Below are 20,078 nucleotides of genomic sequence, written 5' to 3'. Positions count from 1 at the left end.
CGCCGGAACTGTGAGCCGGGTCCGGCGGGCCATGCTGGTCCTGCGGCGGTCGGGCGGGATCGCCGTGGACGAAGGGGACGACCCGTCCCGACCTGTTCTGCTCTGGGCGACCTTACCGAGCGCACCTGTGAGGAGGCAGGTCTCCTCTCCTCGGCCTCCCGCGCGGCCGCGTCGGACGAGGCGTCAGAGCGGGTCCGTGCGGTGCCGCTGCACGTCCGGGCCGGTCGGCACGCCGAGCGCCTGCGCCTGCGCGCGCTGCTGCCGCAGGGACACGGTGCCCAGCAGCAGCGCCAGGGCCCGCTCCCCGTCCTCCGGGGTGTCCGCCGCCTCGGTGAGCAGACGGTGCAGGCCGAGGCCGCCCAGCCCGAGCGCGAGGGCGGAGAGCACCACGTCCGCCCCGTCCCGGTGCCGCAGCAGGGCGGCCTCCGCGGCCTCGGCGCGGCCCGCCAGGTCCGTGACGCGGCGGGCGCGCACGGTCTCCTCCGCCTCGGCGACGATCCGGTCCGCCACCCGCGCCAGCAGCGACTGCTTGTCCGGCACGTGCCAGTACAGCGCGGAGGCCTGCACGCCCAGCACCGCGGCCACGCGCCGCATGGACAGGTCGCCCATGCCGAAGTCCTGCAGGATCCCGACGGCGGCGTCCACCACGTCCTGGGCGGTCAGCCGGGGGCGGGGTGCGGGCGGGGTCATGCCTGAGAGGCTACCGCCGGGCCGTCCTCCTCCGCCGCGATGCGTCCCCCCGCGCCCAGGCGCACGGTGCGGTCGGCCATCACCGCGGCCTCCGCGAGGTCGTGGGTGACGACGACGCCGGTCGTCCCCGCCGCCCGCAGCACCGTCCGGATGTCCTCGGCCAGGCGCCGGCGCAGGTCCGCGTCGAGCGCGGACAGCGGCTCGTCCAGCAGGAGCACCCGCGGGGCCGGGGCCAGCGACCGGGCCAGCGCCACGCGCTGGGCCTGCCCGCCGGAGAGCCGCTGCACAGGCCGGTCCGTGAGCTCGGTCAGGCCCACCAGGTCCAGCAGCTCGGCCACGCGTGCCCGCCGCCGGGCCCGGTCCCAGCCGGCGGACTCGAGGCCGTACGCCACGTTCCGGCCCACGGTCCGGTGCGGGAACAGCTGCCCGTCCTGGAACACCATCCCCACGCCCCGGCGGTGCGTCGGCACCGCGGCCACGTCCCGCCCGTCGAGCTCCACCGTGCCCGCCACGACGTCCTCGAGCCCGGCGATCCCGCGCAGGATCGTGGACTTGCCCGAGCCGGAGGCGCCCACGAGCGCCACGATCTCCCCGGCGGCCACGTCCAGGTCCGTCCCCCGCACGGGGGTGGAGCCGTCCGGGTAGCGGATCGCCACGTCCCGGAGCCGGAGGGAGGCCCCCGTCGTCGTCGGCGTCATCACAGACCTCCCGCCCCGGCCGGGCCCCGGGGGCGCAGCCGCTCGCACACCAGCATGATCCCGGCGCTCAGCACGGCCAGCACCGTGGCCGCCGCGAGCGCCATCCCGTAGTTGTCCGCGCCCGGCCGGCCCAGCAGCCGGGCGATCAGCACCGGCAGGGTGGGCGCGGACGGGCTCGCCAGGAAGCTCGTGGCCCCGAACTCGCCCAGGGACACCGCGAACGCGAAGCCCGCGGCCACACCCACGCCGCGCGCGAGGAACGGGCCGTCCACCGTGGCCAGCACCCGCCACGGGCCCGCCCCGAGGGTGCGCGCGGCCTCTCGCAGCCGCGGGTCCACCGCCGCGAGCACGGGCACGAGCGCCCGCACCGCGAGCGGCAGCGCCACCACCGCCTGGGCCAGTGGCACGAGCACGCCCGAGGCCGCCAGCTCCGGGAACGCGGCCCGCAGGGACACGACGAAGCCGAAGCCCACGGTCACCGCGGACACCCCGAGCGGCAGGAGCAGGGCGCCGTCGAGGGCCCGCTGGGCCACCAGCGCCGCGCGTGAACGGAAGGGCCGGGTCAGCAGCAGGGCCAGCGGCACGGCCACCACGAGCGTCACGAGCGTGGCGTCCACGGCCACCCGCAGGGACTGTTCGAGCGCCTGGGCCGGCGTCGACCCGCCCACGAACCCGCTGCCCGCGCTCGTGGACAGCAGCCGATAGTTGCCCAGCCCCCAGCCGTGGCGGGTGTGGAAGGAGCGCACCACGAGCGTCAGGATCGGCGCCACCACGAGCGCCACCACCGCGAGCATCACGGCCACCGGGACCGCGTCCGCGCGCGTGAGCCGGGCCGGCGGCGTCTCCCGCAGGCGCAGCGCCCGCTGGGTGCGCGCCGCCGTCACGCCGGAGACCACGACGGCGGCCAGCACCACCGCGAACTGCAGCACGGAGAACACCGCCGCGGTCCGCAGGTCCAGGTAGACGGAGGTCTGCACCCAGATCTCCGACTCGAGCGTGCCGTAGCCGGGCCGGCCGAGCGTCTGGACGATGCCGAACGCGGACGCGCAGAACAGGAACACCAGCGCCGCGCTCGCGGCGATCGCCGGGGCGAGCTGGGGCAGCGTCACGGTGCGGAACGCCCGCCACGGCGAGGCGCCCAGGGTGCGGGCGGCCTCGGTCTGGCGCGGGTCCAGCGCGTTCCACAGCGCGCCCACCTGGCGCACCACCACGGACACGTTGAAGAAGACCATGGCCAGCACGACGGCGGTGGTCGTCTGGTCCAGCCCGGTGAAGCCGAGCGGTCCGCCGGGGGCGAGCAGGGCGCGGAACGCGACGCCGACCACCACCGTGGGCAGCACGAACGGCACGAGCACGAGGGCGCGGAGCACGGCCCGCCCCGGGATGCGACGCCGGTGCAGCACGAACGCGGTCGGCAGGCCGAGCGCCACCGAGACCACCGTGCCGGCGGCGGCCATGCCGAGCGTCTGGCCGAGGATGCGCCACGTGCGCTCGCGGGCGAGGGTCTCCCCGAAGGCGGTGAGGTCCACGGCGCCGGTGAACGCGTCGGCGTCGCCGCCGATCCCGCGCCAGAGCATGGCCGCCACGGGCCACGCGAAGAAGACGAGCAGGAAGGCGACCGGCAGGACGGCGGCCACCAGCCACCACGGGCCGAGCCCGTCCCCCCGGCCGCGGGCCCGCCGGCGCGGCAGGTCCGTGCCGGGGGCCGCGACCTCGGTGAGCGCGGACATCAGCGCCGGGAGGCCTCGGACAGGGCGGTCCACTCCTTCAGCAGGTCCTCGCGGCGCTCGTCGATGCGGGCGGGGTCCGGGGTGATGGCGTCCTCGACGAGCGGCGCGTTCTGCGCCCACTCCTCGGGCAGCTGCACCGACTCGTCGATCGGGTACATGTACATCGACTCGGGCAGGGCGGACTGGACCTCCTCGGTGAGCATGAAGTCCACGAACGCCTGCGCGCCCTCGGGGTTCTTCGCGCCCTCGAGCACGCCGGCGTACTCGACCTGCGGGGTGCAGGAGTCCTCGATCACCTCGGTCTCGGGGGCGAACGCGGGGGAGGAGGAGTAGGAGAGCACCACCGGGAACCGACCCTTGCCCTCGCCGCCGGAGAAGTCCGAGTTGTAGGCGTCGGACCAGCTGTCGGCGACCTTGCCCCCGTTCTCCATCAGGCCCCGCCACCAGTCCTGCCAGCCGTCGTCGCCGTACTTCTCCGTGGTGGCCGCGAGCAGCGCCAGGCCGGGGGAGGAGGCCACGGGGGAGGTGGCGACCGTCAGCTTCGCGTACTCGGGGTCGTCGAGCTGGTCGATCGAGGTGGGGGCCTCGACGTCGTGGGCCTCGAACCATGCCGGATCCGTGTTGAAGCACACCTGGCCCTGGTCCACCGGGGTCATGCGGTCCTCCACCATCCGGTCCTGCGCGGAGGCGGGCAGGTCCTGCGGGGTGTATTCGGCGACGACGCCCTCGCGGACGAGGCGGTGCGCCGAGTGGTCCTCCACGCCGTAGACGCCGTCCACGGTGGGCTCGTCCTTGGCCAGCAGGAGCTGGTTCACCACGCTGCCGGCGTCGCCGGGGGCCGTGGTCTTCAGGGTGTAGCCGGACTCCTGCTCGAACTTCTGGACGAGCTCCTGGGGCAGGTTGAACGAGTCGTGCGTCATGATCGTCACCGTCGTCGGCTCGCCGCCGGCGCCGGCGGCGGACGACGACGCCCCGTCGCCGGACGAGCCGGACACCGAACAGCCGGTGAGGGCGAGGGCGGCCACTGAGAGGGCGGCGAGGGCGCGGTGCGGGGTGCGGGACATGGCGGTTCTCCTCTGGGACGGCGGAGGGGCCGGGACGAGGCCGCCACCGGAATCCCGGGACGACGTCGACCGGGAGACTCGACTTCCTTCGCCGGTGCGGACCGGAGCAGGTTCGAGGGTCTGCGGCGGACCGCACTCTCAGCGCCGCGCGGGCGCTCCCCTGTCGATGTGGACTGGTCCCGACCCTACCCCGTCCGGCCCGCGCATAGACTGCCCGCGTGAGCGCCGCACAGCCCGCGGGGGTGACCCCGCCGCCCGCCTCGTCCAGCCCCGCCTCCGACTGGGACATCCGCCGCCCCCACCGCATGTGGCCGCGCATGCTGGTGATCGTCCTGACGCTCGCGGGCCTGGTGCTGGTGGTGCAGTTCTTCCAGGGGATCGCCTCCATCGCGGCGCCCGTCTTCCTGGGGCTGAACCTCGTGATCGTGGCCTACCCCCTGCAGGCCTGGCTCATCCGCCGGGGCCTGCACCCCGTGCTCGGGGCCGCCACCACCGTCCTGCTGGTCGTCGCGGTGATGGCCGTGTTCGGGGGCATGATGGTGTGGTCCGGCCTCGAGCTGGTGGCGGAGCTGCCGAAGTACGCGGACCGCTTCCAGCAGATCGTCCTGGACGTCTCGCACTGGCTCAACGAGCGCGGCGTGACCCCGGACATGGTGTCCCAGCAGCTGGCCTCGATCGACATGAGTGCCGTCACCGGGACGGCCGTCAGCGCCGTCACGAAGATCGCCACGAACGTCTACGCGGTCTTCGGCCTGCTCGTCACCGTGATCATGGGCATGTTCTTCCTCGCGATGGACTCGATGGACGTCGAACGCCGCGTCCGCCTGCTCAGCACCGCCCGCCACGAGTTCGGCCACGCCCTGGTCGAGTTCGCCCAGGGCGTGCGCCGCTACTGGGTGGTCACCACGGTGTTCGGCCTGATCGTGGCGGTGCTGGACGTGATTGCCCTCATGCTGATCGGCGTGCCGCTCGCGCTCGTGTGGGGCGTGCTCAGCTTCCTCACCAACTACATCCCGAACATCGGCTTCATCATCGGCCTGCTGCCGCCGGCCGTCCTGGGCCTGGCGGCGGGCGGCTGGTCCGACTTCCTGTGGGTGGTGGTCAGCTACTCGGTGCTGAACTTCGTGCTGCAGTCCGTGATCCAGCCCAAGGTGGCCGGCGACGCGATCGGCGTGATCCCCACCGTCAGCTTCCTCTCCCTGCTCTTCTGGGCCTGGGTCCTCGGCCCGCTCGGCGCCATCCTCGCGCTGCCCTGCACGCTGCTGGCCAAGGCCGTGCTGATCGACGCCGACCCGAACGCCCGCTGGATCAACGCGCTCATCGCCTCGGACCTGAAGGGGATGGAGCGCCGTCAGTCCTCGCTCCTGGAACGGCTGCGCCCGGCGGCCTGGCGCTCGGACGCGCACGGGAAGGACGAGGACCGCGCCCCGACGGACGGCGGGGACGACGACGGCCCCGCGACCGACGAGGTCACGGGCGGGGCTGGAGCAGCACCAGGTCGTTGAGCGCGCCGGCCAGCCGCAGCAGCGGCGGGGCGGGGAACGACAGCTGGGGCAGCCCCGGGTGCAGTGCCGCGCACGCGGCGGCCGCGGCCTCCTCGCCCGCGGCGTCCTCGAACGCCGGCCGCAGCACCGCAGCGCCCAGCGGCAGCGTGTCCAGGAGGGAGCGGGGGCCCCGCTCGGCCGGGTCGTACTCGGCGGGCTGCGCCGCCCCGGTCACCGTGCGCACGCGCAGGGGCCGGCCGGCGGCGTCGTCGGCGCCCTGCAGGAAGCGCAGCGCCGCCGCGGCGTACGGGTGCTCGGGGTGGAACCGGTCGCCGCGCCAGTGCACGGCGGCCTCGCCGTCGCCCTGCAGGCGCACCCACGAGGCCAGGTGACCGGGCCCGCCCCACGGCCCGGTGTCCGGCCGCGGTGCCGGCGGCACCCACAGCACCCGGGTGATCCCCAGCAGGGCGGCGAACTCGGCGGCCACCTGGCCGGGGGTCCACGCGCCGTTGATCCGCCCGTCCAGCACGGGGTCCGCGGCCACCACGGCCGTCCCCTCGCCGTCGGTCACCCAGGCCCCGCGCGGGGCGCACAGCAGGGGCGTGAGCAGCGGCAGTCCCGCCGCCTCCGCCACGGCCGTCGCGGCCGCGCCGTCGAGCGGTCCGGTCCCGGTCAGTCCCGCGGCGCTGCGCCAGGCGACGGCGGCCAGGCCCTCGGGGCGGCGGATGAAGCTCGGCCCGGTGCGGCCCAGCAGCGGTGAGCCCACGGGCGCGCGCAGCAGGTCCACCTCCGGGGGCACCAGCCGCGCCGCCCCGGCGTCGCGCGGGTGGGCGAGCACGGTGACCGGCAGCACGGCGGCGAGCGTCTCGGCCAGGCCCACGACGGCGTCCCGCGTCTCGTCTAGCAGCGTCGGCACCGGGTGGCGGTGGGGCAGGACGAGCCAGGCCCGCTCGGGCGGATCCTCGGGTCCGGGCACGGGCACGACGACGTCCCGGCGCTCCCGCGCGTCGGTGGGGACGGGGTCGGCGGCGGCCATGGCGGACGGGCTCCTGGGAAGACGGCGGCGACGCGCGGGCGCGCGGCGAGGGGATGTCCATCGAGCATAGGCGTCTGACAGGAAGCCGCGGCGGTTTGACCTGTGACCCGGCACACGTGCAGAGTGCGGCCATGACCGCGATGTTCTCCGCCCAGGACCACGACGATCTCGACCGGGTCCTCGGCGCGACCGGCGGGATCCCCGACCCCGCCGACCTGCACGCCCTCGCCGACGACGCCGTCGCGCAGGTGCGGCGTTGGCTCGCCGAGTCCCGCGACCATGAGGCCGACTTCGCGGCCCGCCAGCTGGCGGGCGCCCTGAAGGAGCCGGGCGGCCTCGACTTCATCGTGCGCTTCGTGGACCACGTGGTCCGCCCCGAGGACCCCGCGATCGCCGCCCGGGCGCTGCGGGAGCTCGCCGGCCGCGCCCCCGGCTTCCTGCCCCCGGCCCTGCGCGCCGTCCTCGGCGTCGGCGGCCGCGCCGCCCCGCTCGTGCCGCGCATCGCCGTCCCCACGGCCCGCCGCGTGCTGCGGCGCATGGTCTCCCACCTGATCGTCGACGCGCGGGACCGGCAGCTCGGCAAGGCCATCGCGGCCCTGCGCGACGAGCACACCCGGCTGAACATCAACCTGCTGGGCGAGGCGATCCTCGGTCAGGGCGAGGCGGACCGCCGACTCGAGGGCATCGCCGCGCTGATCCGCCGCGACGACGTCGACTACGTGTCCGTCAAGGTCTCCGCCGCCACCGCCCCGCACGCGCCCTACGCGTTCGACGAGGCCGTCGCGGACATCACCGAGCGGCTCACCCCGCTGTTCGAGCTCGCCCGGGATCGGGACACCTTCATCAACCTGGATATGGAGGAGTACCGCGACCTCGACCTCACGCTCAACGTGTTCACCGCCCTGCTCGAGCAGCCGGGCCTGCGCGACTACGAGGCCGGCATCGTGCTGCAGGCCTACCTGCCGGACGCGCTCGCGGCCATGGTGCGCCTGCAGGAGTGGGCCGCGCGCCGCGTCGCCGCCGGCGGCGCCCCGGTCAAGGTGCGCGTGGTCAAGGGCGCCAACCTGCCCATGGAGCGGATGCAGGCCTCCCTGACGGGCTGGCCGCTGGCCACGGTGGGCTCGAAGCAGGAGGCGGACACCAACTACAAGCGCGTGCTCAACTACGCGCTCACCCCGGAGCATCTGGCCCACGTGCGCATCGGCGTGGCCGGGCACAACCTCTTCGACGTCGCCCTGGCCCACCGGCTGATCGAGCGCCGCGGGCTCGACCCGGCCGCGGTGGAGTTCGAGATGCTGCTCGGCATGGCCACCGGCCAGGCCGCCGCCGTCCGGGCCGACGTCGGCGCCCTGCTGCTCTACACGCCCGTGGTGCGGCCCGAGGAGTTCGACGTGGCGATCTCCTACCTCGTGCGCCGCCTCGAGGAGGGCGCCTCCCCGGAGAACTTCATGTCCGCCGTGTTCGACCTGGACGCGGACGCGGACCTGTTCGCCCGCGAGGAGGAGCGCTTCCGCGCCTCGCTGCGCCACCTGGACGCGGCCGTGCCCCGTCCGAACCGCCTCCAGGACCGGTCCCGCGGGGAGGACGGGCCGACCCCCGCCCCCGTGGACGGCTTCGCCAACACCCCGGACACGGACCCCGCGCTGCCCGGCAACCGGGAGTGGGCCCGCCGGATCCTCGCGGCCGTCCCGGGCTCGGACCTCGGGACGGACACCGTCCGCGCCCACCGCGCCACCACGGCCGACGACGCCCGCGCCGCCATCGCCGCCACCGCCCACCCCGGCGCCCGCTGGGGCGCGCTCACCGGCCACGAGCGCGCCGACGCGCTGGACGCCGTCGGACGGGCCCTGCACGCCGGCCGGGCCCGCCTGCTGGAGGTGGCCGCCGCCGAGACCGGCAAGACCCTGGACCAGGGCGACCCCGAGGTCTCCGAGGCCGTGGACTTCGCGCACTACTACGCGCGCCTGGCCCGCGGCCTGGACGCGGTGGAGGGCGCTCGCGCCGTGCCCGTCCGCCTGACCCTGGTGATCCCGCCGTGGAACTTCCCCGTGGCCATCCCGGTCGGGGGCGTCCTCGCCGCGCTCGGGGCCGGCTCGCCCGTGGTGTTCAAGCCGGCCCCGCAGTCCGAGCGGACGGGCGCGGTCGCGTGGGAGCTGATCGTGGCCGGGCTGCGGGACTCGGGCCTGTTCGACGACGGCGGCCCGCTCGCCGGGCACGACCCCGCGGACCTCGTGCGCCTGGTGACACTGGCGGACGAGGACGAGGCGGAGGTCGGCGCGGCGCTCGTGACCGACCCGGCCGTCGAGCGGCTCATCCTCACCGGCAGCTGGGACACCGCACGGCTGTTCAAGGGGATGCGCCCCGACCTGCACCTGCTCGCCGAGACCTCCGGCAAGAACGCCGTGATCGTGACCCCGTCCGCGGATCTGGACCTGGCCACGAAGGACGTGGTCCAGTCCGCGTTCGGTCACGCCGGCCAGAAGTGCTCGGCGTCCTCCCTCGTGGTGCTCGTCGGCTCCGTGGCCACCTCCGAGCGCTTCCACCGGCAGCTGCTGGACGCCGCCTCGTCCCTGCACGTGGCGCACCCCGCGGACCCGCGCGCCGAGATGGGCCCCGTGATCGAGGCCCCCGGCGAGAAGCTGCGCCGCGGGCTCACCGAGCTCGGCCCGGGGGAGCGGTGGGCCCTGCGCCCGCGGCCGCTGGACGAGACGGGTCGCCTGTGGAGCCCGGGCATCCGCTCCGGCGTCCGCCCCGGCGCCGACGCCCACCTCACCGAGTACTTCGGCCCCGTGCTGGCCGTGATGACGGCCGAGACGCTCGAGGAGGCGATCGGGATCGTGAACGCCGTGGACTACGGCCTCACCTCCGGGCTGCACTCGCTGGACCGGGAGGAGATCGACGTGTGGCTGCGCGGCGTGCGCGCCGGCAACCTCTACGTGAACCGCGGCATCACCGGGGCCATCGTGCGCCGCCAGCCCTTCGGCGGCTGGAAGCGTTCCGTCGTCGGCCCCACCACGAAGGCCGGCGGGCCGCACTACCTGCACGGCCTCGTGGACTGGGAGGACGCGCCCACGTGGGCCGGGGGAGAGGGACGGCCCGGGGCCGAGGCCGACGGCGCGGGTGCGTCCTGGCTCGAGACCGCCCGCGCCCTCGACACCCACGCGTGGACCACCGTGTTCGGGGTGGCCACGGACGTCTCCGCGCTCGAGGCCGAGCGGAACGTGCTGCGTCACGTCCCCACCCCGGTCCTCGTGCGCCGGCACTCGGGGCCCGCCGACCACCTGCTGCGCATCGTCTCCGCCGGCCTGCGCGCCGGGGCGCCCATGACCGTGAGCCTGCGCCCGACCCCCACCGCGGAGGGGCCCGACGCGGACGGGCTCTCGGCCGAGGCCGTGCGCGGCCGGGTGGAGGAGTTGGTCCGGTCCGTCCGCACGGAGGGTGCCGGCACGGCCGCGCCGGTGGACGTCGTCGTCGAGGATGACGCCGCGTTCCACGACCGCGCCCGGCGGCTGGCCCTGGTCCCGCCCGCAGCGGAGGGCGGCGGCGACGCACGGATCCGGCTCGTCGCCGACTGGGCCGGCGACCGGGAGGCGGCCGAGGCGGCGCGGCGCGCGCTCCACGCGGCGCTCGGCGACACCCCCGACGTGGCGGTCTACGCTGGCCCCGTGGTGAGCGCCGGCGAGGTGGAGCTGCTGCCGTTCCTGCACGAACAGGCCGTGTCCGTGACCGCCCACCGGTTCGGCACGCCGGACCATCTGACCGAGGGGGTCCTGTGACCCCGAGGAGGAACCTCTGATGCATCTGATCCCCCGCACGATCTGGGTCGTCGCCCGCGCCCGCCGCCGCCCGCGCGCCGGACTCTGGGAGCCGACGACGTTGCCGATGCGCGCCCTGCCCACGGACGTGGACATGGCCCTGCACGTCAACAACGGCCAGTACTTCGGGCTGTTCGACCTCGGCCGCTTCGACGCGATGGTCCGCACCGGCCTGTGGGACGAGATCCGCCGTCGCGGCTGGACGCCCGTGGTGCAGGCCGAGCAGATCGCGTTCCGCCGCTCGGTGACCCTGGGGCAGCGGTTCGACGTGGAGACGCGGATGATCGGCCTGGATGAGCGCGCGGTGTGGTTCGAGCAGCGCGTGGTGGTCGACGGCGACGTCGCGGTGCGCGCGTACATCTGCACGCGCCTGCGCAAGAAGGACGGCCGCCCCGTAGAGAACGACGAGGTCCGGGCGATCGCGGCGGCGGCCGGCCACGACCTCGCGGGGGAGCCGACGCTGCCGGAGTGGCTGCACGAGTGGCGGCGCAGCGTGGCCCTGCCGTCGGCCCGGACGCCCCTGCCCCACACGTGGGACTTCGACACAGTGCAGCGAGGATGAACGTTCGAGTGATATAGGGCACGATGGTCGGGTGAACAACAGACTCCTGATCGTCGCGACCCTCTCGCTGGCCGCGCTCGTCGTCGTGCTGGTGGCCGCCATCGGCGGCGGCGCGTGGTGGGTGCTGGCGGTCCTCCTGGTGGCGCTGCTCGTGCTCGCCGTGTGGGACATGACCCAGAAGCGGCACGCGATCCTCCGCAACTACCCCGTGCTCGGCCACATGCGGTACCTGCTGGAGTCGATCCGCCCCGAGATCCAGCAGTACTTCATCGAGCGCAACTTCGACGGCAAGCCGTTCGACCGGGACACCCGCTCGATCGTCTACGCCCGTGCGAAGGGACTGGACAGCCACAAGGCGTTCGGCACCGAGCGGGACACCTCGGAGATCGGCTACGAGTTCCTGTTGCACTCCACCGCCCCGGTCAACCCGCCGGAGGAGCCCCCCACGGTGCGGATCGGCGGCCCGGACTGCCGCCGGCCCGTGGACATCTCGCTGATGAACATCTCGTCCATGTCCTTCGGCTCCCTCTCCGCCAACGCCGTGATCGCCATGAACAAGGGCGCCGGCCTGGGCGGGTTCATCCACGAGACCGGCGAGGGCGGCCTCACCAAGTACCACCGCGGCAACGGCGCGGACCTGTTCTGGGAGATCGGCTCCGGCTACTTCGGCTGCCGCAACGAGGACGGCACCTTCAGCCCGGAGAAGTTCGCCGAGAAGGCGCTGCTGCCCGAGGTCAAGGGCATCACCATCAAGATCTCCCAGGGCGCGAAGCCCGGCCTGGGCGGCATGCTGCCCAAGGAGAAGATCTCCCCCGAGATCGCCGAGGCCCGCGAGATCCCGATGGACAAGGACTGCCTGTCCCCGGCGTCCCACTCCGCGTTCCGCACCCCGCGCGAGATGGTCAGGTTCGTCGAGCAGCTCCGTGAGCTCTCGGACGGCAAGCCGATCGGCATCAAGTTCTGCGTGGGCTCCCGCGTGGACGTGCTGGCCATGACCAAGGCCATCTGGGAGGAGCGGATCGCCCCCGACTTCATCATCGTGGACGGCTCCGAGGGCGGCACCGGCGCCGCCCCGCTCGAGTACTCGGACCGCGTGGGCACCCCGCTGACCGAGGGCCTCATGCTCGTGCACAACGCGCTCGTGGGCACCGGCCTGCGCCACATGATCAAGCTCGGCGCGGCCGGCAAGGTCGCCACCGGTTCGGACATCGTCAGGCGTCTGATCCAGGGCGCGGACTTCACCATGTCCGCCCGCGCGATGATGATGGCCACCGGGTGCATCCAGGCGCAGAAGTGCCACACGAACGAGTGCCCCGTGGGGGTGGCCACGCAGGACCCGCGTCTGATGCGCGCCCTCGACGTGGAGGACAAGGGCAACCGCGTCTTCAACTACCACCGCCTGACCGTGCGCGAGGCCGTGCAGATCATGGCGTCCATGGGTCTGACGCATCCGTCCCAGCTGAACACCCGCATGCTGCGCCGACGCGTGGACCACCTGAGCACCCGCTCGTACGCGTCCATCTACCACTGGCTGCGCACGGACGAGCTGCTCAACGACCCGCCCGCCGGCTGGGCCATGGACTGGGAGGAGGCGGACGCGGACCACTTCGGCGAGCACGCCCGCGTGGACTACCTCACCGAGCGCGACCCCGAGTGGCGCTCCGAGCTGCTGATCCCGGGCCGCGAGGCGGGCGGCGCCCCCGTGCAGGGCTCCCCCATCTCCGGGACGGGCTCCACGCTGGTCGACGCCCGGCAGACCGAGTCCGTGCCGCTGACGACGTCGCCGATGCCGCGCGTCAGCTCGTTGGGTGAGGGTGAGTCGCTGTCCCCGCACGGCGGCCGTCGTCGGGCCCCGCAGGATCCGGCACCCGCCGCCACCGCCGGCGAGACGCCCACCGACGAGAACGAGGGCCTGCCGGCGGAGGCCGGCGAGCGGCCCGAGCGCCAGGACGGCGAGGAGGTCACCCAGCGGGGGACCACCGGCCGCGTCGAGGGCGAGCACCGCGGCGAGGGCCGCGTCGGCTGACCCACCCCCGCAGTCACCCCCGCTTTCGAGGCGGGAAATCCACCTCACACGACGCCCCCGGGCGCCCATGAGATAGATTTCCCGCCTCGTCGCGTGAGGGGTCGTAGCCTGGGGCCGTGACCCTGCCCGCCCCCGCCGCTCGCCGCCCCTCCGCGGCCCTGCTGTGGGTGCTGCTGGCGGCGATGGGCGCCGGGCCCCTGTTCAACTACGGCGTCTCCGCCTCCTCCACGGTCGTGATGGAGCGGCTCGACGTCACCTCGGGCCAGCTCGGCACCGTGATGACGGTCGTGTTCGCGGCGGCCGCCGTCACCTCGCTCGGCCTCGGCCGGGCCGCCGACCGCCTGTCCGCCCGCGCACAGCTGAGCATCATCTTCGGCGGCACCGCCGCGGCGCTCGTGCTCGGCGCCGTCGCCCCGTCCCTGCCCGTGCTGTACGCGGCGGCCGCCGTGGCGGGCGTCACGCAGGCCATCTCCAACCCCACCACGAACCGGATCATCCGGACCGTGGTGCCGCCGGAGAGGCGCATCGGGTGGGTCGGGGTGAAGCAGTCCGGCGTGCAGGCGGCCCAGCTGGTCGGCGGCCTGTTCTTCCCGGCCGCGTCCCTCGCCCTCGGCTGGACGGGCGCCGCGCTGGGGGCCGCGGTGCTCATCGGGGCGCTCTGGGTGCTCGCCCTGGTCGCCGCCCCGCCGCTGCCCGGGGCGCCGCCGCCGGCCACCGGCCCCGTCGGCGGGCGACGACGGCGGGACACCTCGCCCCTGCCGGCCACGGTCTGGTTCTTCGCGGCGATCGCGTTCCTCACCGGCCTGGGCATGCAGGCCACGAACACCTACCTGCCGCTTTTCGCGGTCGAGACGCTGGGAATGACGCTCGTGGCCGGCGGCGCCGCGGCGGCCGTGTCCGGGGTGGTGGGGGTGCTCTCCCGGATCGGGTGGAGCCGGCGGATGAGCTCCGGAGACCGGCCCACCACCCTGCTGGCCGTGATCTGCCTGGGTGCGGTGGCCGGCGTCGTGGTGTTCCTCGCCGCGGACCTGCTGGACCTGCCGGCCCTGCTGTGGGTGGGCGCCGCGGTGCACGGCTTGACGGTGCTGGGCGCCAACGTGGTGATCAACGCGGGCCTGCTGAGCGAGGTGCCGGCCGAGCGGCTCGGCCGTGCGACCGGGGCGAACTCGATGGGCATGTACGCCGGCTTCGCCCTGGGCCCGCTGCTGATGGGCGTGCTGCGCGACGTCACGGGCGACTACCGGGCCGGCTTCGCGGTCGTCGCGGCCGGGTATCTGCTGGCCCTGGGCGTGGTGCTGCTGCTGCGTCGCCACGTGGGCCGGCGGGGCGCGGCCTGACGCGCAGGGCCAGGACGAGACCCACCGCGGAGGACCGCGCCTCAGCGACATCACCGCAGTGCAGCCCTGCGGTGATGTCGCAGCGCCGCGGTCGAACGGGCGTACGGCGGAGTGCGGCGCAGTGCGCGGGCGTGCGGGACGCACGGAAGCGCACACGACGACGCCCCCGGTCCATACGGACCGGGGGCGTCGGAAGCCGTGCGTCAGGCGAAGATCAGAGCTTCGTCACGTTGGCGGCCTGGAGGCCCTTGGGGCCGTCCTGGGTCTCGAACTCGACGCGGTCGTTCTCCTGGAGCTCCTTGAAGCCCCCGCCCTGGATGGCGGAGAAGTGCACGAACACGTCCGCGGAGTTGTCCTCGGGGGCGATGAAGCCGTAGCCCTTCTCAGCGTTGAACCACTTGACAGTACCGACAGCCATGATGGTGTCCTTTCGATGTGCCCCCGCGGTGCGGTGGCGGTGTTGGACCGCGGCCCGGATGTGGGACGCGGGTGAAGCGGCGAGACTGAACCGCTTGCCCAACACTCATCGACGCCGGCGATGCCGGGCTGACGAGCAGTGAAGATGGCGGGATACAGCTTGATCAACTTCAGGCTCCATCATTGCACGGATCTCGCCGACCGGGAACCAGGGGCCCGATTGTTCACCTGGAGTTCGCTCAGAGCGCGCGCAGGCCGTGGAAGAGATTGCGGTGCAGGGCGGCCGGGGGAGCGGCGTCCGTGTGATCCGCCAAGGCCGTCACCTCCAGCAGCACCACCGTGTGGTCGCCCGCCGGGACCTCGGCGTGCACCCGCGTCTCGAGCCAGAGCGAGGAGCCCCCGATCAGCAGGGCGTCGTGCGGGCTGCGGTGCACGTCGAGACCGGCGAAGCGGTCGCCCTCGCGGGCGGCCAGCTGACGGCACAGCGGCGTCTGGTCCGCCGCGAGCAGGGAGACGCCGATCGCCCCGGCCCGGCGCAGGCGCGGCCAGGTGCGGGAGCTGTTCTGTGCGGAGAAGGACACGAGGGCCGGCTCCCAGGAGATGCCCACGCCGAAGGACGAGGACACCATCACCTCGGGGACGTCGTCGGCGAGGCCCGCCAGCGCGACGACCCCGGTGGGGAATGCCGAGAGGCCGGAGCGGAGGTTGCCGAGGGACAGGTCGGTGTCCCACGCGGCGGTGTGGGGTTCGTGGGTCAGGGTCATGGCGCGCGTCCTCTTCCGATGACTGGCGCGGCTCCGCAGACGGCGGGAACGCGGATCGCCCGGATCCGCGGAGGCGCGGTACTTGCCCGTCGGGGTGTCCGAGGGGCCGAATCATCACCTGGAGCACCCCACTACTGCGTGAGAGGGTTGCCGTCCCGCCGGCCAGGGCCGTGAATGACGGGAACTCGTGATTCTGGGGATCAGCCTACGGAGGGGTCCGTGGGGTGGTCAAAGCGCGGCGGTCGCGCGGCGTCATCCGAGCTGCCCGATGTGATGCTTGACACACCGCGCATCGCCAGCCAGGATCAAGCCACTCGAGAGGGGGGCTCGAGACCGCAGCCCGCGGCCCCGCAATCGGTTCTCTGAGAGGGATCGGATCATGCGGATGGACATCGAGAAGAAGCGTGCGGCATTGTCGGCCGCCGTGGTCGTCGCGGCTCTCCTCGGTATCGCCATCTCGGGATGCTCCGCTTCCCCGGGCAGCGTCTCCTCCACCGCGAAGGCATCCACCGCTGCGGCGTCCTCCGTCACCGTGACGTCAGCGGCCCCCTCGGCAACCCGGTCGGCCTCCGCCACCGGTTCGTCCGCGTCGTCACCCGCCGGTGAAGAAGCACTCCCCGCCGCGCTGTTCGAGGAGGACGGGATGACGTTGGTCGAGTACACGCGCCGGCATCCGGATGCGGACCATCTCGACCCGGAGAAGGAGTCCGTCCTGGAGGAGGCGGTCGGGACGGGCACACAGCAGATCACCGTGGACGCTCAACAGGGTGCGGTCCTTCGGGTCATCGTGCTGTGTCCTTCGGATGCCACCGGTGAGACGGAGATCCTGACCTCACGGGGTGGCGGGGGAACGAAGACCTGGATGGCCGGATCGGAGGCGCTGTGCGGCGGCTGGTCGGCGGCGACTCCCCCCGTGGATGAGGCGGGGCCGATGACGTTCACCGTCACGGTGGACAACGACAAGCCGTTCCGGATGGTGCTGACCGCACCCTCCGCATGAGGCCGCCATCACGACGGCGGATGACGGCGCGGGGAGGACGGAGGCGCTCAGCGTCGGTCGCGGCCGCGCAGCGCGTCCAGCTGCCGGCGGTCCCGTTTGGTGGGCCGGCCCGCGCCCCGCTCGCGGTACGGCACCGCGAGCAGCTCACGCGGCACGGGCGGCGGGGAGTGGTCCACGTACTGCTGCCGGGCCACGGGGGCGCCCACCCGCTTGGCGATCAGCCCCGTGACCTCCAGGATCCGCTCGCGTCCGTCCTGGCGCACCCGCACCCGGTTCCCGACGACGACGGGCGTCGCCGCCTTCACGGGCTCGCCGTCGATGCGCACGTGGCCTGCGCGCACGGCCGCCGTGGCCGCCGACCTGGTCTTGTACAGCCGCACGGCCCACAGCCACGCGTCGATGCGGACGCCGCTCACGCCCGCCCCCTCACGCGAAGCGGGCGCGGATCGCGGCGCCGTGCGCGGGCAGGCGCTCGTCCTCGGCCAGCACGCCGATCCCGTCCGCGACCTCCTTGAGCCCGGTCTCCGTGTAGCGGATGCGCTGCTGCAGGCGCAGGAACGTCACCGTGTTCAGACCGGAGGAGTGCCGGGCCGTCCCCGAGGTGGGGAGCACATGGTTGGACCCGGCCGAGTAGTCGCCCAGCGGCACGGGGGCGTGCGGGCCCACGAACACGGCGCCGGCGTTGCGGATGCGCCCCACGAGGGCCTCGGGGTCGCGCGTCTGGATCTCGAGGTGCTCGGTGGCGTAGCGGTCGGAGACCTCCACGGCCTGGTCCATGTCCCGCACCAGCAGCACGCCGGACTGGGGGCCGGTGAGGGCCTCGCGGATCTGATCCTCGTGGAACGCCCCGGGCACCTGCGCCTCGATCGCCGCCTGCACGTCCCGGAGCAGGTCCTCGGAATCGGTGATGAGCACGGAGGCGGCCAGCGGGTCGTGCTCGGACTGGCTGATCAGGTCCGCGGCCACCCAGTCGGCGCGGGCGGTGCCGTCCGCGATCACGGCGATCTCGCTCGGCCCGGCCTCGGCGTCCACGCCGATCACGCCCTGGAGCGCGCGCTTGGCGGCGGCCACGTACACGTTGCCGGGCCCCGTCACCAGGTCGACGGGCGCGCAGAGCCACCCGCCGTCGTCGTCCTGGACGCCGTGCGCCAGCATGGCCACGGCCTGGGCGCCGCCGGCCGCGTAGACCTCGTCCACGCCCAGCAGCGCGCACGCGGCGAGCACGGTGGGGTGGGGCAGGCCGCCGTGGTCCCGCTGCGGGGGTGAGGTCACCGCGAGGCTCCCCACGCCGGCGGCCTGCGCGGGCACCACGTTCATCACCACCGAGGAGGGGTACACGGCGCGGCCGCCGGGCACGTACAGGCCCACGCGGCCCACGGGGGTCCAGTGGTTCTCCACGACGGCGCCCTCGCCGAGCTCGACCGTGGAGTCCTGGGGGTGCTGGGCGTCGTGCACGAGCCGGGCCCGGTGGATCGACTCCTCCAGGGCGGCGCGCACCCGCGGGTCGAGCCCGGCCAGGGCGGCCTCGAGCGCCTCCGCGGGCACGCGCAGGGCCGGCGGACGGACACCGTCGAACCGCTCGGCCAGCTCCAGCAGGGTCTGCTCGCCGCCGTGGCGGACCCGCTCGATGATCGGGGCGACCACCGGCACCACGGAGGACACGTCCACGTTCGCCCGCGGGATGATGCGGGACAGGTCCGCGGTGGCGGTGTCGAGTGGGCGCAGGTCGGTGACGGAGAGCACGGATTCCTCCAGAGGGGCGGCGGCGGGCCGGCGGGACGGGGCGCGACGACGGCCGGGCCCGGACCGCGCGGACGGTCAGGCTCCATTGTGCTCTTCTCCGGGGTGCGTCCGGGGGCGGGTGTCAGACTGTCGTCATGGTCCTCCCCGTCCTGCCCGCCCTCGCGACCCCGCCCCTGCTGACCGTCCTGGACCGCCTCCTAGCGGGCGAGACCGTGCCGTCCGGGGTGGAGGGGGACATCCAGGACGGGGCGGCCGCCACCACGCGGGCCTTCGGCGTGGAATGGGGGACGCTGCTGACCGTGCTGATGGCGTTCGCCATCGGCGCGGCGGTCGTGTACCTGGCCCTGCAGGTGGCACGCGTCGTGCTCGTGCGCCGCCCCGCATTCCAGCAGGGCGCCGCGCGGCTGAGCCTGCCGGCCGCCGTCGCCGCCGGCCTGCTGGCCTCCCGGATCTGGCTCGGGGTCATGGCCGAGGAGCAGACCTGGTACCGGCCGGCGTCGTTCCTGATGCTCATCGCCGTGGCCGCGGCGGGCGCATGGGCCGCGTGGCGCCTGGTCGGCGTGATCGAGAAGGGGATCCTCGGCCGCTACCAGGAGACCAGCGTCGAGCACCGCCGCGAGCGACGCATCCGGACGCAGACCATCCTGATCCGGCGCATCCTCAACGCGGTGATCGTGGTGGTGGCCGTCGCCGTGGTCCTGCTGGGGGTGCCCGAGGTGCGCTCGCTCGGGGCCGGTCTGCTCGCCTCCGCCGGTGTGATCTCGGTGATCGCCGGCCTGGCCGTGCAGTCCACGTTGACCAACGTGTTCGCCGGCTTCCAGCTCGCCTTCACGGACGCGATCCGGGTGGGCGACGTGGTGGACATGGAGGGCGCGTTCGGCACCGTCGAGGAGATCACCCTGTCCAACGTGGTGGTCAAGCTCTGGGACGGGCGACGTGTGGTCTACCCGTCCTCGCACTTCACCACGCAGCCGTTCGAGAACTGGACGCGCGTGGGCACCGAGGTCTCCGGCGTCGTGGAGCTGGACGTGGACTGGCGGGTGCCGATGGACGCGCTGCGCGCACGGCTCGCGCAGCTGCTCGAGTCCACGGACCTGTGGGACGGGCGCGAGCACGCGCTGCAGGTGACCGACGCGACCGGCGGCGTCGTGCGCATCCGCGCCGTGGTCTCCGCCCGCAACTCCGGCGACCTCTGGGACCTGCGCTGCCTCGTGCGCGAGGACCTCGTGGCCTTCCTGCGCCACGAGCACCCCGAGGGCATCGTGGTGCAGCGCATGGTGGTCCGGCACCCCGCCCACGACGACGCGGCGCCCGCCTCCGAAGGCTCCGACGCGGGGGCCCGCGGTGGCGACCGGACGGGTGAGCCGGGCCCGGACGGCTCCGGGGTGGCGGCCCGCGAGCCGCGCCCGCGCACCGCGCCGCTGCCGCGCGTCGACGGCGCCGATCCGCGCCCGCACACCCTCACCACACCGCTGACCCGCGTGGGCGACCACTCCGGCCTGTACACCGGCTCGATGACGGCGGTGCAGCGCAACCGCGAACTCGCCGGCCCGGGCGAGGAGGCGTTCGCCGAGCGGCGCGCCCAGCAGGCCAAGCAGGCGGCGGAGGCCGCGGCGGCGGACGAGGCCGGGCGGCGCAGCGGCACCGGCTCCCAGGCGGCCGGCCCCCTCGACGACGCCGTCACGCGCCGCCGTCAGGACGACGAGGACTGA

General features: G+C 74.3%; 16 protein-coding genes and 2 riboswitches. Of the genes, 7 read left to right on the top strand and 9 right to left on the bottom strand.

Annotated features, from left to right (window positions below; genetic code table 11):
• Window positions 1-183: 183 nt before the first annotated feature.
• The 4 genes from G6R13_RS03235 to G6R13_RS03220 are packed head-to-tail and all read right to left on the bottom strand — an operon-like array spanning window position 184 to window position 4,182.
• Window positions 184-690 carry a TetR family transcriptional regulator gene (locus G6R13_RS03235; RefSeq protein ID WP_010080165.1) on the bottom strand — a complete coding sequence of 169 codons (507 nt, stop codon included), beginning with the start codon at window positions 688-690 and terminating at the stop codon, window positions 184-186.
• Complete coding sequence (locus G6R13_RS03230; RefSeq protein WP_002857999.1) at window positions 687-1,388, bottom strand: ABC transporter ATP-binding protein; 702 nt, start codon at window positions 1,386-1,388, stop codon at window positions 687-689. Before G6R13_RS03230 ends, G6R13_RS03235 begins: the two co-directional genes overlap by 4 nt.
• Window positions 1,388-3,118 (bottom strand): iron ABC transporter permease, encoded by a 1,731-nt coding sequence (locus G6R13_RS03225; RefSeq protein ID WP_069941406.1) that lies wholly within the window; start codon window positions 3,116-3,118, stop codon window positions 1,388-1,390. The genes G6R13_RS03230 and G6R13_RS03225 overlap by 1 nt, the downstream gene beginning before the upstream one ends.
• Window positions 3,118-4,182, bottom strand: coding sequence for a thiamine ABC transporter substrate-binding protein (locus tag G6R13_RS03220; RefSeq protein ID WP_044658821.1), 1,065 nt, complete (start codon window positions 4,180-4,182; stop codon window positions 3,118-3,120). The genes G6R13_RS03225 and G6R13_RS03220 overlap by 1 nt, the downstream gene beginning before the upstream one ends.
• Window positions 4,183-4,248: 66 nt before the next feature.
• Window positions 4,249-4,354, bottom strand: a riboswitch (TPP riboswitch).
• A 46-nt stretch (window positions 4,355-4,400) separates the two neighbouring features.
• Here G6R13_RS03220 and G6R13_RS03215 point away from each other — a divergent pair.
• Window positions 4,401-5,687 (top strand): AI-2E family transporter, encoded by a 1,287-nt coding sequence (locus G6R13_RS03215; RefSeq protein WP_044658822.1) that lies wholly within the window; start codon window positions 4,401-4,403, stop codon window positions 5,685-5,687.
• Here the strand turns inward: G6R13_RS03215 and G6R13_RS03210 are convergent.
• Entirely contained in the window at window positions 5,653-6,702 is a 1,050-nt protein-coding gene (locus G6R13_RS03210) for an agmatine deiminase family protein (protein WP_044658823.1), read from the bottom strand. The genes G6R13_RS03215 and G6R13_RS03210 overlap by 35 nt on opposite strands.
• Before the next feature lie 131 nt (window positions 6,703-6,833).
• Here G6R13_RS03210 and G6R13_RS03205 point away from each other — a divergent pair, with 131 nt between their 5' ends.
• The 4 genes from G6R13_RS03205 (at window position 6,834) to G6R13_RS03190 (ending at window position 14,442) form a co-directional block, all read left to right on the top strand.
• On the top strand, window positions 6,834-10,478 hold the full coding sequence (locus G6R13_RS03205; RefSeq protein WP_163721036.1) for a bifunctional proline dehydrogenase/L-glutamate gamma-semialdehyde dehydrogenase: 3,645 nt from the start codon (window positions 6,834-6,836) through the stop codon (window positions 10,476-10,478).
• Between the two features lie 19 nt (window positions 10,479-10,497).
• Window positions 10,498-11,079 carry an acyl-CoA thioesterase gene (locus tag G6R13_RS03200; protein WP_002858008.1) on the top strand — a complete coding sequence of 194 codons (582 nt, stop codon included), beginning with the start codon at window positions 10,498-10,500 and terminating at the stop codon, window positions 11,077-11,079.
• Between the two features lie 31 nt (window positions 11,080-11,110).
• Window positions 11,111-13,105 (top strand): FMN-binding glutamate synthase family protein, encoded by a 1,995-nt coding sequence (locus G6R13_RS03195; RefSeq protein WP_199727634.1) that lies wholly within the window; start codon window positions 11,111-11,113, stop codon window positions 13,103-13,105.
• A gap of 116 nt (window positions 13,106-13,221) precedes the next feature.
• Window positions 13,222-14,442, top strand: coding sequence for an MFS transporter (locus G6R13_RS03190; protein ID WP_163721034.1), 1,221 nt, complete (start codon window positions 13,222-13,224; stop codon window positions 14,440-14,442).
• A gap of 214 nt (window positions 14,443-14,656) precedes the next feature.
• On the opposite strand, the gene G6R13_RS03185 is transcribed toward G6R13_RS03190, so the two are convergent.
• Both G6R13_RS03185 and G6R13_RS03180 read right to left on the bottom strand, forming a co-directional pair.
• Window positions 14,657-14,860, bottom strand: a complete 204-nt coding sequence (locus tag G6R13_RS03185; RefSeq protein ID WP_020628179.1) for a cold-shock protein — start codon at window positions 14,858-14,860, stop codon at window positions 14,657-14,659.
• 238 nt (window positions 14,861-15,098) lie between these two features.
• Window positions 15,099-15,623 carry a flavin reductase family protein gene (locus G6R13_RS03180; RefSeq protein ID WP_044658827.1) on the bottom strand — a complete coding sequence of 175 codons (525 nt, stop codon included), beginning with the start codon at window positions 15,621-15,623 and terminating at the stop codon, window positions 15,099-15,101.
• Window positions 15,624-15,696: 73 nt separating this feature from the next.
• Window positions 15,697-15,816, bottom strand: a riboswitch (SAM riboswitch).
• Window positions 15,817-16,008: 192 nt separating this feature from the next.
• On the opposite strand from G6R13_RS03180, the gene G6R13_RS12270 reads away from it, so the two are divergent.
• Complete coding sequence (locus G6R13_RS12270) at window positions 16,009-16,623, top strand: hypothetical protein (RefSeq protein WP_235281223.1); 615 nt, start codon at window positions 16,009-16,011, stop codon at window positions 16,621-16,623.
• A gap of 47 nt (window positions 16,624-16,670) precedes the next feature.
• Here the strand turns inward: G6R13_RS12270 and G6R13_RS03170 are convergent, their stop codons facing one another.
• Both G6R13_RS03170 and hisD read right to left on the bottom strand, forming a co-directional pair.
• On the bottom strand, window positions 16,671-17,039 hold the full coding sequence (locus tag G6R13_RS03170) for an RNA-binding S4 domain-containing protein (protein ID WP_002855797.1): 369 nt from the start codon (window positions 17,037-17,039) through the stop codon (window positions 16,671-16,673).
• Window positions 17,040-17,049: 10 nt separating this feature from the next.
• Complete coding sequence (gene hisD / locus G6R13_RS03165) at window positions 17,050-18,366, bottom strand: histidinol dehydrogenase (RefSeq protein WP_163721032.1); 1,317 nt, start codon at window positions 18,364-18,366, stop codon at window positions 17,050-17,052.
• Window positions 18,367-18,500: 134 nt separating this feature from the next.
• Here hisD and G6R13_RS03160 point away from each other — a divergent pair, with 134 nt between their 5' ends.
• Window positions 18,501-20,078, top strand: a complete 1,578-nt coding sequence (locus G6R13_RS03160) for a mechanosensitive ion channel domain-containing protein (RefSeq protein WP_240335700.1) — start codon at window positions 18,501-18,503, stop codon at window positions 20,076-20,078.

The organism is Micrococcus sp. Alg238-R198 (assembly GCF_900537135.1).
GTDB lineage: Bacteria > Actinomycetota > Actinomycetes > Actinomycetales > Micrococcaceae > Micrococcus > Micrococcus luteus.
The sequence above is the reverse complement of the archived record's forward strand: the minus strand, read 5'-3'. Positions and strand labels throughout refer to the sequence as shown.